Raw genomic sequence first — 17,319 nt, 5'->3', positions numbered from 1 at the left:
CTAGAGCAACCTTCGACTAGTGAATATTGGGATCAAACACTTGAGCAAATGGAAGCAATGAAGGCATACTCCTGTCATGAAACGGACCTGTCCAACAATCCAAGAACTCCTTGCGTTCGATGCTGTGGCACGCTACGAAAGCCTGACGCGAGCCGCCATTTCCCTTTGTGTGTCGGCCAGCGCGGTGAGCAAACAAGTTTCTGCCCTAGAGCAATATTTAGGTCGCCCGCTGTTAGAAAAGCATGGGCGAGGCATAAAATTGACCACGGCGGGACGTGAGTATTTGGCAAGGGTTTCCCCCAGTTTGCGATCCCTCGAGACTGCGACGTTTGAGTTTCGTGCGGGTCGTAACGGGGCCGGCGTCATATCCTTAGCGAGTGTCCCTACCTTCCTCACCAAATGGCTCATTCCAAGGCTTAACGAATTTACGCGACTTCATGCCAATGTCACATTCAGCTTTAGTCAACACTTGGGTGAGTCGGACTCGCTCCCATCGGATATTGATGCAGCGATCCGATACGGATCCGGAAATTGGCCTCGGGTTCAGTCCGACTACATTGCCGGGAAAGAGTTTGTATGCGTGTACTCACCCTCGATTCCAGTCAAAGGGCGGTTATTGAAATATCCTGGAGACGTAGCCGGAGAAACTTTGCTGCACCACGAGCAGGCACCGCTAGCATGGCGCCATTGGGCGCAGGTTCATTCAATCGACGAAACCCTGACCTTGGCCGGGCCCAGATTTGCCCAATACTCAGCAATTATCCAGGCGGCTATCAGCGGACTTGGCATGGCATTGGTCCCTAAAATTCTGGTCGAGGAAGAGGTTACCCATCGGGTTCTATTGACCCTTGGACAACCCTTAGAACTTGATCACGGGCACTACTTGTGCTTCGAGAGTGCGCGCCTGGACCGCCCTGCTTTCTCAGTATTCCGTACGTGGATTCGTGCCCAGGGAAATTCGCAGAAGAGCAGCCGGCCGTAATTTCTTTTGAGGTTTTTGAAGACAATTGCAAAGCCCGTTTGGCGTTATGAGCGCACGAACAGCTCAACCAAAGAACGAAAACGCTTGAAATATCGACTACAACAGGCTTTTCGTTCGTTCGAGGTTTAAGGAATTCGGCCGCTGTTCTCATATCGCCTTTGCACCCCGCACAAGGCATTAAACACCGTAGATGGCACAGTAAACATTCGTCTTTTGGCAATCGTTCGTTTGTACAATTCGACAAGTTGGTTAATAGGGAAAAAATTTCCATTTTTCTCGGAATCGAAAGCTAGTGGAAGCGTGCTCAAGACTAACGACTTTCGCTAGACCGGTTTTGCTTCACGTCTGGGGGAATTTGCGGCCGAGCGAAATCCGCGAAAGTTCAGCAATGTGTAGCGCCTTCCGTCCCGCACCGTGTTCAATTTGTTCTCGACAGCTAAAGCCGTTTGTCACGATCAGGGTGTCGGGAGAGGCTTTGCGGACAAGCGGGAACAATTTGTCTTCGCCGATCTTCATCGACAGATCGTAGTGGGCCGCATTGAAGCCGAATGAACCGGCCATGCCGCAACAGCCTGTATCGAGCAGCGTCCAGCGAACGCCAATACGATCAAGTAGCGTCGCTTCCCCTTTCATTCCGAACAGCGCCTTCTGATGGCAGTGGCCGTGCAGCATCACATCCGCATCGAGCTTCGCCCAAGGAAAATCGCTCTGCGCGACGATGTCAGCGAACATGAAGGTCTGCTGTTCTAGCTACTTTGCCAACGCTTCATCGGGCAGTTGCTTGAGCAGTTCGTCCTTGAAAACGGACAAACAACCAGGCTCCAGTCCAACAAGCGGCACGCCTGCGCAAATGTCGTCGGCCATGATGTCGAGCGCGTCCCTCAGCAAGTCGCGCGCTTCATCGAGGAGACCGTAGTCATAAAGCGGACGGCCACAGCACAGCCTCTTCGACGGCAAGCCAACCTCATAACCGATCGCACTCAGCACGTCATGCGCGGCCACCGCGACTTCCGGCGTGAAGTGATCGTTAAATGTGTCAACCCAAAGAATTACCTTGCCCTTGGACGATCTCTTCGCGTCCGCAAGGGCCGACGCGTTCGCGCGTGAAACCATCGAACGATACGTATGCGGCGCAAACACTGGCAACGCACGATCGGATGCGACGCCTGCGATCCACTTGCTAACTGCGGCAAGCGGCTTGAACGACGTCATCAAATTGATGAACCTAGGCGCGCGTGCCGCGAGCGGTGCCCATTGTCCAATACGTCCCATGAGCCACGCCTGGCGCGGCCGTCGGTGCTGCTCGTAATAGTGCGAGAGAAATTCAGCCTTGTACGACGCCATATCCGTATGGGTCGGGCAATCGCTGCGGCAGCCCTTGCACGACAGACACGTATCGAGCCCTTCCTTCACATCATCGCTGTTCCCGCCGTCCTTGATGATATCGCCCTGCATCATCTCCCAAAGCAGATGTGCGCGGCCCCTCGTTGACTGCCGCTCTTCACCACTGCCTCGATAACTCGGGCACATCGTGCCGCCATCTCGCGAACGGCACTTACCCATTCCGATGCAACGCTCGACCGCACGCTGCATACCGTCGCCTTCTTGGCTTCTGAACGCAAGCTTCGTGCGCAGCTGGACCGGCTTATAAGCCGGCCCCATGCGAAGATTTTCGTCGGCGCGATACGCGTGCACGACTTTGCCGGGATTCAACCGGTTAGCTGGATCCCAAATTTCCTTAAACCGTTCCATTGCAGAAAGGATCTCGGCGCTGTACATGATCGGTAGGAATTCTGCTTTGGCTTGACCATCGCCGTGCTCGCCCGAGAGCGAGCCGCCAAACTCCACTACAAGTTCCGCGGCTTCGCGGAGGAACTGCCGCCACGTCTGCACACCCTCGACGCTGCGCAGATCGAAGGTAATACGCGCATGCACGCATCCATCGCCGAAGTGTCCATAGAGACTCGTCTCATAACCATATCGGTCGACCAGCGCCTGAAAGCGCCGCAAATAGTCACCAAGGCGTAACGGATCGACGGCAGCATCTTCCCAGCCGATGATTGGATCGGGCTTCGATGAATCGATTGATAACGCAATCGCAGATGCACACGTCTCGCGAATCGACCAAATTTGTTGCTGCTTCGTCGCCTGCTCGACGATAAAGCCGGAGATATCCGGACCGCCATCGCCCGACAGAAAGAAGGCCCGCGCCTTATCCGCCTGCGCGCGCGCTTCGACGGCACTAGCCGGCGCCAGAGTCAACGCTGACAGTCGTTTCCTTTATCAGACGTCTAATTTCCTTCGCGGCCTGAGCGCTACGGGTTGCAAGATCTCTAAGCTCGCTGGCGACGACTGAAAAGCCCCTCCCGGCTTGCCCTGCGCGCGAAGCCTCTACTGCAGCGTTCAACGCAATAATATTGGTTTGGAATGCAATACTATCTATCACCGCGGTGATTGCGCTTATGCTGTTCGAAGCGCCAACAATCTCCTTCATCTTCACTCCGGCGATTCCTACGGCACCCCCGCCTTCGTGAGCGAAAGACACGCATTTTGCGATCGCTCCTCGGCGTGTGATGCGGAGCGTGTCGACTGCTCCACCATCCGCACTATGTGTTCCATCGAAGATGAAATCTCACCGACGCTTGACGCAGCTGCTTCCGTGCGGTCTGATAGGTCCTGATTGCCCGCTGCAATTTGCGTAGCAGCGATCTTCATTGCTTCGCTGTTTTCGCGAACACGTCTCATAAGGCTCAAAAGCGCTTCCGCGAAATTGTCGAACGACTGGCATATTCCCGTAATTTCGTCGTGTCCTGTTACCGGGAGACAAACAGTAAGGTCGCCGCCCCCAGATGCGTCGGACGGGCCTGTCCGTCTGGAGCCGAGACATTGACGCGAGGCAACCCTGCCTCTTCACGCCTCGCATCCTTTGACACCTTGCCGGCGAACGTACAAACAGCGAAAAACAACCCTGCTACTGCGACGATGCACCCTTCACCTTCGCTGTCTCCGCATCCTTCTCCGCTTTTTGAAGGTTCTCGGGGTAGTTGGCCTGGTCTCCTCCGGGCTGATACCCGTTTTTTTCCAGCACGCTCAGTTCGGCATTCTTCTTGGCGCGCCGCGCCTTCCGCTCCGACTTATGTTGAGTTTTCACCGCAGCCTTAAAGCTCGATGAAGATTCCAATGCGGCCGATCCCTGAGCAATTGCTGATGCACTCGCTCCAGCTAGTAATGACGCGATAAGCGTAGCTAAAAAAATCGACTTAATGATCATTTTTCAATTTCCTTGTGAACATTCGTAATATCTTAAATGCAGTTGTCAACACGAAAGCTGCAACTCGGTTCCTTCCAAAACGCAAAAATTGTTGTTTGTAGTGTCTTTATTCCCGCCCTACATATCCGGATACGTTGCCCCGTAACAAACTAGAGTCTCGGCCTTGTTGCTAGTGGGCTGGTCGGATGGACCCCATCGATTCCGAGTTAAAAGCGCTGGCGTTCAAGCTAAGGGATCAACGTGAGCTGGGCTGATCCGAAATTTGTCAACAACAGCCCTAAGCGTTACTGCTTGCTCCTCCAAGGCTTGGGCCGCTGCCGCGGACTGTTCCACCATTGCGGCATTCTGCTGTGTGGCTCCATCCATTTGAATAATTGCGACGTTAACCTGTTCAATACCCTTGGTTTGTTCATCCGATGCGCCGGATATCTCGCCTATTAGATGGGTAACTTGACGAACCGATTCAATAACTGATTTCATCGTGTTTCCAGCGTGCTCGGCATATTGACGCCCGCTCTCCACGTCTTGCACTGCGCTTCCAATAAGGTCTTTTACTTCCTTCGCAGCCAAAGAGCTCCGCTGCGCCAAGCTACGAACTTCGCTCGCCACGACGGCGAATCCCCGCCCCTGCTCACCGGCGCGAGCAGCTTCGACCGCAGCGTTTAAAGCTAGGATATTCGTTTGGAATGCAATTCCGTCAATAACGGAGATGATGTCGACAATACGTGCCGAACTAGCAGAGATGCGTTGCATGCTATCGACAACTTTCTGCACTACACGCCCACCTGCGTCAGCAATTTCAGAGGTTTTGACAGCCATTTTATCGGCCTCACCCGCATTGCCTGCGTTCTGGCGGACCGTTGCCGTAATCTCTTCCATGCTTGCTGCAGTCTCGGATAGCGCGGCCGCTTGTTCCTCGGTCCGAGCGGACAAATTAAGATTGGCAGCCGCTATCTCCCCAGCAGCAACCGATATTGTCTCAGCACCGCGGCGGATAGTCGCTACAGTGCTCCCGAGCCGGCCTTGCATGTCGTCCATTGCGCGAAGCATGCTGGAATCGTCCCCAGCTCTCAGGACGATATTTTGAGTCAGATCTCCCGCAGCGATGCGAGAAGCGATGCGCGCCGCATCCATCGGCTCACCGCCGAGGCTAGCCATCACACTATTGATGATCTTGGCCATAACAATCGAGATTAACGCTGCGATCCCAACCGCAACCAATATGTAGTTCCGGAGTGCAGTTATAAAGGCATCGTCTATATCGGACACATACACGCCAGAACTAAGGTACCAGTCCCACGGCGCGAATCGCTTGGTAAAAAAAATTTTTGATGTCAACCGCCCATTCGGAAGGCGTGCCGCTCCAGTGGTGAACCCTTCCCCTCCGTGAGCCGCCTTGACCATCTCAACGAGACTGAGTACGCCCACAGAATTCTTGAAGTTCCTCAAATCGCTGTTCACGAGTTCAGGCATCGTTGGATGCATGAGGACAATCTTCGTATCTGTGATCATTATGTAACCGAGGTTGGGAAACCGCATGACTGCCAACCGCGCTTTTGCTTCGTCCTGTCCTTGCTGTAGCGTAAGCCTGTGAGCATCGACCTGTTTAGCGTAGTCAGCGACGATTCCGTAGGCCGCGTCAACAACATTCTGTTCCGCATATTTGCGCTCAGCAAGCAGCGTAGCTCGGGACTCTATCGCGGCCCAGCTCACCAAAAGCAGAAGGCCGATAAGTGTCAACAGCATCGTCGCCCATAGCTTCACTTTCAGAGAGATGCGTTTCATCTGCACGTCTCAGGTTGATAAGCTTGAGACTGAATAGCGCAGAGGCGTGCGCGCCACTTGGAGTCAGGTCGGGTGAAAAATTTGTGACCCCCAGTAGCCAAGGTTGAAAATATCTTTCCCGATTCATCAGTCGCCACTCGCATTCGCGGAATCAACGCTCCACCCTTCCCAAAACTGCCTGATCTCGATCTAAAAGACATAAGCGTCTGTATCTTTGTATTCACTAGTCCACCAAGTTTAAAATTTCTTAGGTGCTATATTTCGATCAGGGCAATGTGCAGGGCTTCCAGCTTACTTAGCTCGCGTTTTTACAAAGACTCCTCCTATCCAACTGGACGGCCGCGCGGGCATGCCCCTAGCAACTAATAACCTGATTCGCCATTGACGACATTCATCAAGTCCTTCCTTGCGCGTAATCGCCTAACGTTTTCTGCGAAGATTGAAAGCGACTTTTGCACATAATCTACGGGACTGTCGGACGACACGTGCGGGATTACGGAAAGGTTCGGAACGTCCCACCAAATAGCTTCAGGTGCCAAAGGCTCAGTGTCAAAAACATCGAGCACCGCCCCGGACAAACGGCCTTCCCGTAAAGCGGCGGCAACTGCGTCGTAGTCGACGATAGCTGCGCGCGCCATGTTAACCAGGCCCGCACCCAACTTCATGCGTGCAATCTGGTCTGCACCAATTGCTCCACGTGTCAGGTCTGTAAGCGGGGCCGTCACAATTACGAAGTCGACCTTTCCGATGATTGCGTCAACTTCTTCAGGACAAAACATACGATCAACGAAGGGTGCGGCTTTCCCCGATCGTCGTATTCCCCAAACCTCGATATCGAGCAGTTTGGCTTTTTCCGCCACTGCGCGGCCTAACGCGCCAACGCCGTAGATAAGAACGCGCTTGCCTTTAATTGGCGTGCTAAGTGTGCGGTTCCATAAATGTGCACGTTGACTTGACGCGTGCTGCGGTATCTTATCGTTGAGCATGAGCAGAGCCAGCAGGCCAAACTCACCGGCCTTCTCGGCATGCACGCCGCTACTGTTCACTAAAACACAACCATTTGGCACCCAATCGAGAGGAAACAAGCCTTCGACGCCAGCACTTGTGCAATGGATCATGCGTAGAGACTGTCCGCTCTCGCTAATCACTTTGGTGTTAAAAGCCGAACCAATAAATAGGTTGCTGTTACGTAAAACCTCAGCGTCGGTCTCATCTCGATACCGTTCAACGATTACAAGAGGCTCACCCACGCCTGTCAACGCGAGCCGAACCGCTTCCTCCGTTACACGATAGGCTGGGTTACGTCCTCGAATGTTCTCAATGTAGACGTGCAACGGATCGCGAAAGGGCAGATCTGCCATTGGAATCTCCTTTGAATTTTCAACTAATGATGCTTGGTGCATAAGCAATGTTGCTTACGAGTTATAGTTGCGCTTGCGAATTTAATTCCAGCACACGACCAGAGCAACGACTTCCTAAATTGAAAGGTGATCTGCTGTTAGCGCGCAGCATCACCTCCAATCCAGCGACCCGTCTTTAAGATCCGAGGCGTCTGCAGGCAAGACAGTGCGCCTCTTTGCTTAAAAATCGTGTCGGATGCCCACGCGTACCGCGACCTGATTAGGAGTGTTAGATGCGGTAAGTGAAGAGATGTCCGCAACGGCTCGCTTACCAATCGAATTTGTCCCGGACGCACGCTGCCATGCTCCGACTGCATAAAATAGTGTACGTTTTGACAAAAGATACTTCGGACCCCAATCTAATTGGGTGTAATGAGCAGTATCCGATCGTGTAAAACTCGCGGCTATTCCTAGATTCAAAGAAGGCGTTACAAAATAGTTTGCGTTTACCTCCCCTGTTCGGAAAATCGCGGTGCCTGAAAACGGCGTTGTAGTAGTACGTACAACGTTTTGATAATTCACCTGCGTAGCGACCAGTCCAAACGACATGGGTCCAAATTTATAAGATCCTGCAGCGTCAATGATCTGCACAGAATGAGCTGAGGCATACCCACTGCTGATTGGATTGGTAAGCGGGTTTGCAAACGCAGTGTTCGCGACAGGATCGGCCGCACCGCCCCATACTGAGGTGGCCGGATTGTTTATTCTCGTGATACCTGCGGCAAATGAGACTGGCCCGCGGGTGAACGTGCCAATAATATTGAACGCTTGCCGTGCGCTGAACGCGCCTGCCACGCCGCCAAGGCTGTAAAGCCCACCGACGCGAAAGCCTCCCAGATCGGGTGTTATATACGATGCTGCGTTAAAAAAGTTGATTGTTCCAAACAAATCATCGATGTCGCCGGCGTGAGTTCCGAGTCCGCCTGCAACGCGGACAGGAGCGGCAAGCCTTCCAACCCCTTCAAGGTAAGAAAGATCGTACTGACGGCCTAATTTCGCGGTTCCGAAAGCGCCTTCTGCACCGACGTAGGCCTGTCTGTTGAATTCGTAGCCCGAGGCGGTAGCTTTCCCTGAGTTTGGATCGAAGCCTGCCTCGAGCTTAAAAATAATCTTCGTGCCGCTACCGATATCTTCCGCGCCAGTTAAACCCCACTTACTGCTTCCGAGCGCTCCGTTCTGCGTGTTGAACAAATCATGCGCGCCCGAACGACTGACGTACTGGAGCCCGTCGTCAACAGTCCCATAAAGTGTTACCGAGCTCTGCGCATTGGCCGCGCTAGCAATTGTCCCCAAAGCTAAAGTCGAAACCCATTTTTTCATTCTGTACTCCTATTCATTTTAAGCAGAAATTTTTGTACGGGATCGATTCGGGTCCGGAGAACCCCGAATCGTATGGATTTATTATTTGATCGACAATTGCGTCCAGGCCATGTCGTATCTCTCAGGTATCAGCGCCTCTAATACAGCGTTTTGCAATCTGGCTAATACTCCACAGCTCTGCCGTTGAGTTGGATAGGCCATTTGCTACATTGAAGTCAAGGTCGTCATGCTTGCTACTGTCCGAGGGTGGTGCGACAGTTGACGACCATGCCTGCCTTTTCTAGAGCTTGGCTAGCCACTTCCAAACGATCGGTCGCGTCAAACTAGCCTCTGGTTTTCCAATAAGCCTCATTGAAGGAGTCTGCTGCTGAAACAAGCTCGATCCCGTAGTCAGTTACGGCCCGCTCTCGTGAAGCTTTTCCGCCCCTAAGGTCTGCGGCCAGCATGCTGATCGAACGTTCCGAGGGCGCACCGAGGCCGCCTGCTCCCGGCGTTTCGAGCCGGATAGAATCACCCGGCATCAATGTCATACCTACAGTTTTCGCTGCAATATCTTTTTGATTTTGTTGCCCGAAATTTCGATATGCGTGGGCTGGGCGCCCGGGTAAGCCCGCATCGCTTCCCGCCGGGCCGAAGAGAGCGCCGTCGCAACGCACCGAGCATATGAGAGATTCGCCCGCCGCTCGGATCTGGCGCGCTATTCCCATCCCGCCGCGATGCTTGCCTGCACCCCCGCTGTCCTGAACAAGCGCGTACTCCTCCACAATCAGGGGATATTCGATCTCTAAAGCCTCAGCGGGCATATTGGATGAGTTGGTGCAGTGAACTTGGATCCCATCCATTCCGTCTGCAGAAACGCGCGCACCTGCGCCACCGCCAATCACTTCGAGATAAACAAATGTTCCCTTGCCTTGCACACGAGACGGACCAGAAAAGACCACTCCTGGCATAACGTCGTTACTCGATGCCATCCGATTTCGGTCCGGAAGCAATCCGCAGAGCGCGCCAATTACACTTCCGGCGACTTTCTGGCATGTGGTTGCTCGCGCGCCAACAGATGCTGGGAAATCAGGATTTAGGATGGATCCCGCTGGCGCGGTGACGGTCACTGGAGCGAACATCCCGCTATTAGGAAGCAGCTCGGGATCAATCATTGCCTTGATTGCGAAATACACGCTGGCCAATAGCGCGTTGCGTGGGACATTGAAGGCGCCGCGCGCCTGCGGACCCGACCCGTCAAAGTCAACAAGGATTTGATCACCTTCAAGGGTTACCGTGGCTTTGATCGCAACTGGATCACCTCCTAAACCGTCGTCGTCCATATAGGTAACAAACGAATTGGTTCCAGACAGCTTGCGCAGCTGTGCGCGCAGTCGGCGCTCGGTGTAGGCGATGATGTCGTCTATTGAACCCTTCACTGCTTCGAGACCAGACGCTCCGATCAGCTCATGAACGAGCTTCTCACCTCGTGTATTGGTCGCGATCTGAGCATTGAGATCATGAACGCGAGTTTCCGGTTCACGAGAATTGTGGGCAATCAATTCGATGATATCGGAATCTGGGCAATAATTTATCCCGATCCTGGTTGTCGGAATACGAAGGCCTTCCTCCCAAACAGTTTTTAGGTTTGATCCAGTTGATCCCGGGACTGCCCCGCCTACATCACTATGGTGGCCGATATTTGCAGCAAAGAACTCTACCTGTCCAGACCAAAATATCGGTGTTACGACAGTAATATCAGGCGCGTGGCTACCGCCAGCAAGATACGCATCGTTTGAGACGAAGGCATCTCCTTCTTTTAGCATACCTACCGAATACTTATCAATGACCGATGCGACCGCCCCAGAAAGAGATCCTAAGTGAATCGGAATATGTGCGGCTTGAACAACAAGCCTCCCCATACGGTCGAATAGCGCAACCGAGCAGTCTTTGCGTTCTTTGATATTGCTGGAGAATGACGATCGAATCAGCGTATTACCCATTTCCTCGGTGATACTCATCAAACGATTGCTGAATACCTCCATTGCGATCGGATCAAATTCTCTGGCTGATGCCTGCTCTGCTTTTCTTTTCATGATCTAGATACTCACGCTCACAATAAGGTTGCCAAAATCATCAACTTCGACCGTCTGTCTCGGGAGGATGACGACAGTCGAACTCATCTCATCAATAATCGCGGGGCCATCAAAAGGTAAGTTGATCGGCAAAAGCGGCCGGTGATAAACAGGCGTGTCGGACCACCCTGTTTCCTCAAAAAACACCGGGCGTTCTGATTTCTTCGCAGCTTCTAAAGAGTTACTACTGTCGACCCGTTTCCAGGGCGCTCGGGAGACAGCGCCCACTGCACGTACCCGACAATTCACCAGCTCAACCACGCCCGCATCGGCGTCGTACCCGTACTCTCGGATATGCGCTGCGCTAAACTGCCCTAGGAAGTCTCGCAGAGTAGGCAGGTCTCGGTCTTCAAAATCAATCGCGATTTCAAAGTTTTGGCCGAGATAGCGTGCTTCGACCTGGCGAAGTATCCTACGCGCTGAAAGCTCGATCCCTTCGTGCTCAAGCCATTGACTAGCGTTCTTAAGGAGTTCTGCTAACGCATTAGACAACGCTTCCCAACCGTCTTCGTCCCCCCGGGCAAGCAGCGTTTTCACAAAGTCCATCGAGATATCTGACAAGAGAATACCTCTCGCGCACATCGTTCCCGGCTCCTGCGGAATCAGTACTTTCCGCAACCCGCAGTCGCGGGCAAGTTCGGAAGCATGCAAGCCCCCTGCGCCTCCAAACGAACACAGCGCGAAATCCCGAACGTTATAGCCCTTTTCCATTGACACGGAACGTACCGCCCGAGCCATGTTTGCGTTCGCAATTTTTAGCATTCCATAAGCAGCTTCCTCTACAGTCAGCCCGAGCGGCTCAGCGATCTGATGCTGGATCACCTTACGAGCCTCTTGCGAGTATATTTTCATCCTTCCATCTAATAAGGAAACAGGATCCAGCCGACCCAATGCGACGTGCGCATCCGTCAAGGTGGCAAGCTCGCCACCTCTACCATAAGCAACAGGTCCCGGAAACGCACCTGCACTTTGAGGGCCGACTTTCAGGGCCCCTCCCTCATCGACCCGCGCGATGCTGCCCCCACCGGCTCCGATCACATGGATGTCGATCATCTGTGTTTTCACTGGGTGATCGGCCACCGTGCGACCCTGCGTGTATAGGAGCGCCGACTCAGCAATCAGTGAGACGTCTGTGCTTGTTCCACCTACATCGAAGGTGATCAAGTTGGGAAAACCTGCCACACGGCCAAGTTCGACAGCTCCTACGACGCCGGCGGCGGGTCCCGAGAGGCACGTCCGGACAGGGGCAACGCAGACTGCAGCCGGTGACATTAGGCCCCCGTTAGAATGAACAGTTTGAGGCTCGACATTGATACCCATCCTTTCGACCGATCCCTGGAGCTTCTGCATATACGTTGACATCCGCGGCCCAACATACGCATTAAGCGCCGTGGTCGACATGCGCTCATACTCGCGAAATTCAGGGAGAATCTCAGAGGAAATGCATACGTAAGCGTCAGGCAACTCGGCACGAACCATCTCCGCTACTGCACGCTCATGACTAGCATTTCGGTAGCTGTGGAGGAAACAGATTGCTATAGCTCCAACTCCCGTCCGTTTCATCTCCGTAATAGCTCTGATAACAGACTCTGTATCGACGGGGCGAAGTACCTCCCCGGCCGCGTTGATACGCTCATCGATTTCGAACCGCAACTCTCGCGCTGCCAGAGGAATCGGCTTTTGGACATCATAGTTGTACAAGGACGGCCGGCTCTGGCGCCCAATTTCAAGCACATCTCGAAAACCGCGCGTTGTGAGTAACGCAGTTCTTTCCCCTCTGCGTTCGATGACCATGTTGGTTGCAACAGTCGTTCCGTGGCCGACATGAGTGACGTTGCGAGGCACGATGCTATGCGCGTCTATCAAGTGGGCAATGCCTTCTGCGATAGCTATCGAGGGATCGTGTGGCGTTGACGGAACCTTGAAGTAGTTCAACGTACCATCTCGTTCGCGCAAGAGAGTGAAATCGGTGAACGTTCCACCAACATCAAAGCCAATTCGATATTTTTCGGATGAGTCGTTGCTTAGCTTGATCATTTCAAATCCAATTGATTTTTTGGAATACCGTTACGTTGTACATTAGGTATCCTAAGTACCAAACTGGTGCAAACAAAGGTTTTTTCTTATCATTCAGCTAGCAAAAATTCGTTCGCAAGTTGAGGTGCGATCTTTCCACTGCTGATAGATAACCCGCCAGTCCGGAGCATAGATCCTGGCACTGAGGTCTTCTAACTTCATCCCGATCTTTTGTTCTTGTTCCGCGGTGAACGATAATGTTTGATCCATTGTGATAACAGATTCGAGTTTCGATATACGGCGAATCGGACCTTCCTCCATCATGTAGCGAAGGAAATCCATAGCAGCTTCTCTATTTTTGCTACCTTTCGGTATGCCAATACAATAAGGCAAAGATAAGGCGCCTTCTTTAGGAACGCTTATCGCCAAGTCGACATTTCCTTCGCGCTGGAGCGTCATGATCCGATGCGAATAGTATGGGCCGGCAACAATCTCCTTACGTTCTAAAAGTTGCGCCATTTGGCTGTTAGAAGAATATGACGTAACAGCATTTTTTGCGATTGAGGTAAAGAGCGGGATGGCAGACTGGACATTTGCGTCAGTACCGCCGGTTGCGTGCGAAAGAATCGTCAAGTCATAAGCCGCAGTCCACAGCGGTCGGTTAAGTGCAAGCTTACCTTTCCACTTCGACTCTGCAAGTTTCTTCCATGAGTCGACCTCACTTGGACTTACTACAGAGTGGTTATACGCGATCCCGTACCAGGCTTGATAAGCGCCAATAGCAATCAGATTGCCCGCCTTATCTTTGAGTCTGTACCGCTCGGGAATATTTTTGAGCTTCGGAAACTGCTTTTCGTCCAAAGGTTCAAGCGCGTCCATGTCCGAAAGCATGATCGCAGAGATATAGGTTAAATACGCTAGGTCATAGGTGCCCCGCCCTTTTGCACCGATCACGGCGGCAGCTGAGTTCGGGACATCCACAAAAAGAATCGGCGTACCTTGTTCTTTGGTGAAATCGTCAGCATAAGCCTCCTTCCAATCCTTCGAGACAGCGGACGAGTCACTGCAAAAGCGCAGCGACGGCTTGTCAGCTGCGCGCGCAACTGTTAGGCCAGGACCGACGCCAGCTCCGGCAGTAATTGCCGCAAGGGCGAGGATGCTTTCTCTGCGATTCATATCTTCATTCCCGCGTAGTTAGTGCTTAAAAATTAGCCTACAACCAGGCTCGGTAGTCCCAGCGCCGAAATTAGCGCTTGTTCATCGTTTTTCAGAAAATGTACTGAGTCCGACCGTTTTATCTGCAAGGAAGATAAAAAGCAGTGTGAAAGCGACCATCATGGCCGAGATAGCCGGCACGGCTAGTCCTGTTCCCTCCTGAATATCCGTCATTATCGCTACGGGAAGCGTTGTAAAATCTGGACCTTTCAGAAACAAAGTTATTGTTGCTTCATCGAAAGAAATAATGAATGTAAACAGGAGCGCGGTAATAATGCCCGACTTAAGCATAGGAAAAGTCAGCTTCCAGAAAACATATTGTGGACGCGCGCCTAAACTCATACCGGCCTCTTGCATCGACTTGTCGTTTTTCGATACGGCTGCGTTGATTGGGCGATATGCGAAAGGCACTGTTAATACAATATGGGCTAACAATACCCCGATAAAACTTCCGATCAAATTGAGTTGGTCGGCGATACTGTAGAGTGCAAGCGCAAGTGCTGCATGCGGAAAAATAAGCGGCGCAAGCAGTCCCCCTTCTACAAGGTTTTTTCCGGTGTAGGTAACCCTGTTGTTCGCCAAAGCCGCCATTGTCGCGGCGCCGCAAGAAATTATCGAACCGACGGTGGCTAATAAAAGACTTACCCCGAGGGCCTCGGCCCATTTGCTATCGCTAAATACCGCTCGATAACTATTTAGGCTCAGAGGCTGAAGCGGAATCCGTACGTTAGCGTTCGGGCTGAACGAGGCTAATACTACAACCACAACCGGAATAAGGAGGAAGATTATGGTTAACCAAGCGATCCCAGATAGCAACGGTTTCCGAATTTTCATATCTGATCCTAATCAACTTTGGGCTTGTCGACGTATAACTAATTTTTCAGCGATTATCAACGGTAGAACAATGACTGCGGACGTAATAACGAGGACTACAGCAAGCGTTGAAGCTTTGGCGAAATCAAAAGTCGAAAAGATTTCAACATAGATTTGCGAGCCGAGCGTATTTTGTCCTATGCCTCCGAGAAGCAGGGGGGTCACAACAGCGCCGGTGCAGCTTAGATAAACTAAGATTGCTCCAGAAAGTACGCCCGGCAGCGAAAGCGGCCAAATCACTTTAGCAAATGTTTTTAATGGTCCAGCTCGAAGGCTCATAGAAGCCTCAACAACTGAACTATCAATCTTCCCCAACACTGCTAAAACAGACAACACCATAAACGGCAAGAATACGTGCACCATCCCTACAATAATACCAATTGAATTGAATATTAACGTCACTGGGCTTTCGATCAGATGCATCTGCATCAAAAGGCTATTCACCAAGCCGGTCGATCCGAGGATCACGACCCATCCATAAGACCGGACCACTATACTGACCAACCACGGAGTGATCACTAGAACGATTAATCTGCTCTTATTTCCCTCGTATTGATTTATATACAATGCAAGAGGATAACCAAGAACTCCGCATATAAATGTGGATACGACGGAAAGCTCATGCGTTCTGATGAGAGCATTTAAATAATCGCGGCGAGTAAATAGATCGGCGTAAGCCTTGATGCCGTCGGCGAACGTAAGCGAAAAGATGTGGACCAGACCAAAAACAAAATAACCGATGATCAGACAAACCGGGGCCAGCAAGGCCGCGCGGTAGACCATCGTAGAGACATTTGTCGGAGGCGGTGCGTACGGAACGTCTACCTCACGTGGCTGAGCAGTCATCATATTCGACATTAGCAGTTCTCAGCAGTTTCAAGCGCAACCACCGCTTCTGGCGAAAATCCCATTCGTTCACGGTCAGACACCCGGATAGGAGTCATACTGCTGGGGAGTCGCGCAATAAACTTTTGTGTACCCGCGGCTGCGTCATATCGAGCTGAGGCTCCGGTAAATTGGCGGTTCGTAACAGCAACTTCGAAATTAACAGGCAAAAGACTAGCGCTGTCTCCAAGTACGATAGCTTCTGGGCGGACGCACACTGCGAGGCGAGTTCCGACAGATGGGTATGCGCCCTTCCCTTGGAACGCCTCAAATGCGCCTAAAGGCATGTCAAATTCCACATTGCAATCATCAAGCGAAACCCGGAGACAATTTGTTGCGTGCGCAATCACACTGGCTTGCATGAAATTCGTCTCACCGACGAAATCGGCGACGAACTTAGTCTTTGGTCGCGCATATATGTTCTCAGCCGTATCAATTTGCTCGACCGAGCCATTCTTCATAACGGCGATACGATCAGACATCGTGAGCGCTTCTTCCTGATCGTGGGTGACAAACACAAAGGTAGTGCCGACCTGGCGCTGAATTTGTTTCAACTCAACTTGCATCTGACGTCGAAGTTTGAGATCTAGCGCGCTAAAAGGCTCGTCAAGCAACAACACGGATGGCTCAAGGACGAGAGAACGACCCAGTGCCACGCGCTGCTGTTGTCCACCGCTTAATTGAGCAATACGACGATCGCCATACCCAGGAAGGCCGACAAGTTCTAATGTCTTATCAACCTTCTTGCGGACCGCGTCTCCTTTCTCCTTTTGCACCTTCAGGCCGAATGCGATATTTTGCGCAACGCTCAAGTGCGGGAACAAAGCCAAATTCTGAAAGACCATGCCAATCGGCCGCTTGTAGGGCGGCACGACATTCATAGTTTTCCCTGCAATCCGGATTTCGCCACTGCTAATGCTTTCGAACCCTGCAAGCATCCGCAACAGCGTAGTCTTTCCGCACCCGCTCGGGCCCAAGAGCGTTAAGAACTCGCCCGACTCAATGTCCAGCGATACGTCCTTCACCGCGTCGCTGCCGTCGTATCGCTTGGTCACGTTGATAAACGCGACCGATCCGTCATGGGGCATACCGTTACCTTTGTAATCTGGCATCTGTCGATTCGCGGCAAACCAACGAGGAATGACCGCATTTTTTTCGCAACATCATCTGCCTACGATGCTAGCCGCCTCGCCTCATAACGTCTAATAGGGCAAAAACATGTGCCTCATCACTCTCATGAATGAGGATGCGCATTTTGGGCGGGGTAGCTCGACACCGGATCGCAAGATCGGCGGCGTGCCGGCTAACAGTGGCGTTTGTAGACTTAGAATTCCTGACCGTGCTTCAGGGGCGTTGTTTTTCTAAAACGTCGTCGTAGCGACAACCGATAACTTACGGAGGGCGCTTGGCAATATCAGAGCGCGCCGTTACCGATTGCGACAGCGCATTTGAGCAATG

Annotated in this window: 12 protein-coding genes and 2 pseudogenes; 1 reads left to right on the top strand and 13 read right to left on the bottom strand. The window is 52.3% G+C overall.

What is annotated here, in order from left to right:
• Positions 1–76 precede the first annotated feature (76 nt).
• The gene (locus ASG35_RS20100; RefSeq protein WP_056361575.1) at positions 77–982 is read left to right on the top strand and encodes a LysR substrate-binding domain-containing protein; all 906 of its coding nucleotides are present in this window, start codon (positions 77–79) and stop codon (positions 980–982) included.
• A gap of 339 nt (positions 983–1,321) precedes the next feature.
• On the opposite strand, the pseudogene ASG35_RS20095 reads toward ASG35_RS20100, so the two are convergent.
• From ASG35_RS20095 to ASG35_RS31820, 13 genes and pseudogenes are all read right to left on the bottom strand, one after another.
• Positions 1,322–3,217: pseudogene (locus tag ASG35_RS20095) on the bottom strand (FAD-binding and (Fe-S)-binding domain-containing protein); the annotation flags it as partial.
• Between the two features lie 7 nt (positions 3,218–3,224).
• Positions 3,225–3,527, bottom strand: coding sequence for a methyl-accepting chemotaxis protein (locus tag ASG35_RS32795; RefSeq protein WP_442854851.1), 303 nt, complete (start codon positions 3,525–3,527; stop codon positions 3,225–3,227).
• A pseudogene (locus ASG35_RS32790) lies at positions 3,494–3,817 on the bottom strand (methyl-accepting chemotaxis protein); the annotation flags it as partial. The pseudogene ASG35_RS32790 and the gene ASG35_RS32795, both read right to left, overlap by 34 nt.
• Before the next feature lie 136 nt (positions 3,818–3,953).
• Positions 3,954–4,253: a DUF4148 domain-containing protein gene (locus ASG35_RS20080; RefSeq protein ID WP_056361567.1), complete on the bottom strand. Its 300-nt coding sequence runs from the start codon at positions 4,251–4,253 to the stop codon at positions 3,954–3,956.
• 222 nt (positions 4,254–4,475) lie between these two features.
• Complete coding sequence (locus tag ASG35_RS20075) at positions 4,476–6,038, bottom strand: methyl-accepting chemotaxis protein (protein ID WP_056361564.1); 1,563 nt, start codon at positions 6,036–6,038, stop codon at positions 4,476–4,478.
• A gap of 362 nt (positions 6,039–6,400) precedes the next feature.
• A complete protein-coding gene (locus ASG35_RS20070) occupies positions 6,401–7,399 on the bottom strand; it encodes a D-2-hydroxyacid dehydrogenase (RefSeq protein ID WP_056361561.1) in 999 nt (332 codons plus the stop codon).
• A gap of 219 nt (positions 7,400–7,618) precedes the next feature.
• Complete coding sequence (locus ASG35_RS20065) at positions 7,619–8,758, bottom strand: porin (RefSeq protein ID WP_056361558.1); 1,140 nt, start codon at positions 8,756–8,758, stop codon at positions 7,619–7,621.
• Between the two features lie 323 nt (positions 8,759–9,081).
• The gene (locus tag ASG35_RS20060; RefSeq protein ID WP_056361555.1) at positions 9,082–10,833 is read right to left on the bottom strand and encodes a hydantoinase B/oxoprolinase family protein; all 1,752 of its coding nucleotides are present in this window, start codon (positions 10,831–10,833) and stop codon (positions 9,082–9,084) included.
• A 3-nt stretch (positions 10,834–10,836) separates the two neighbouring features.
• Positions 10,837–12,909 (bottom strand): hydantoinase/oxoprolinase family protein, encoded by a 2,073-nt coding sequence (locus ASG35_RS20055; protein WP_056361552.1) that lies wholly within the window; start codon positions 12,907–12,909, stop codon positions 10,837–10,839.
• Positions 12,910–13,002: 93 nt separating this feature from the next.
• A complete protein-coding gene (locus tag ASG35_RS20050) occupies positions 13,003–14,064 on the bottom strand; it encodes an extracellular solute-binding protein (RefSeq protein WP_056361549.1) in 1,062 nt (353 codons plus the stop codon).
• 81 nt (positions 14,065–14,145) lie between these two features.
• Complete coding sequence (locus ASG35_RS20045) at positions 14,146–14,937, bottom strand: ABC transporter permease (protein ID WP_056361546.1); 792 nt, start codon at positions 14,935–14,937, stop codon at positions 14,146–14,148.
• Between the two features lie 12 nt (positions 14,938–14,949).
• Positions 14,950–15,834 (bottom strand): ABC transporter permease, encoded by an 885-nt coding sequence (locus tag ASG35_RS20040; protein ID WP_082508493.1) that lies wholly within the window; start codon positions 15,832–15,834, stop codon positions 14,950–14,952.
• The gene (locus tag ASG35_RS31820) at positions 15,834–16,973 is read right to left on the bottom strand and encodes an ABC transporter ATP-binding protein (protein ID WP_162244429.1); all 1,140 of its coding nucleotides are present in this window, start codon (positions 16,971–16,973) and stop codon (positions 15,834–15,836) included. The genes ASG35_RS20040 and ASG35_RS31820 overlap by 1 nt, the downstream gene beginning before the upstream one ends.
• Between the last annotated feature and the right edge of the window lie 346 nt (positions 16,974–17,319).

Source organism: Burkholderia sp. Leaf177, assembly GCF_001424345.1.
In the GTDB taxonomy this organism is placed as follows: Bacteria; Pseudomonadota; Gammaproteobacteria; order Burkholderiales; family Burkholderiaceae; genus Caballeronia.
Note: the sequence above shows the minus strand (reverse complement) of the source record. Positions and strands in the feature narration are given on the sequence as shown.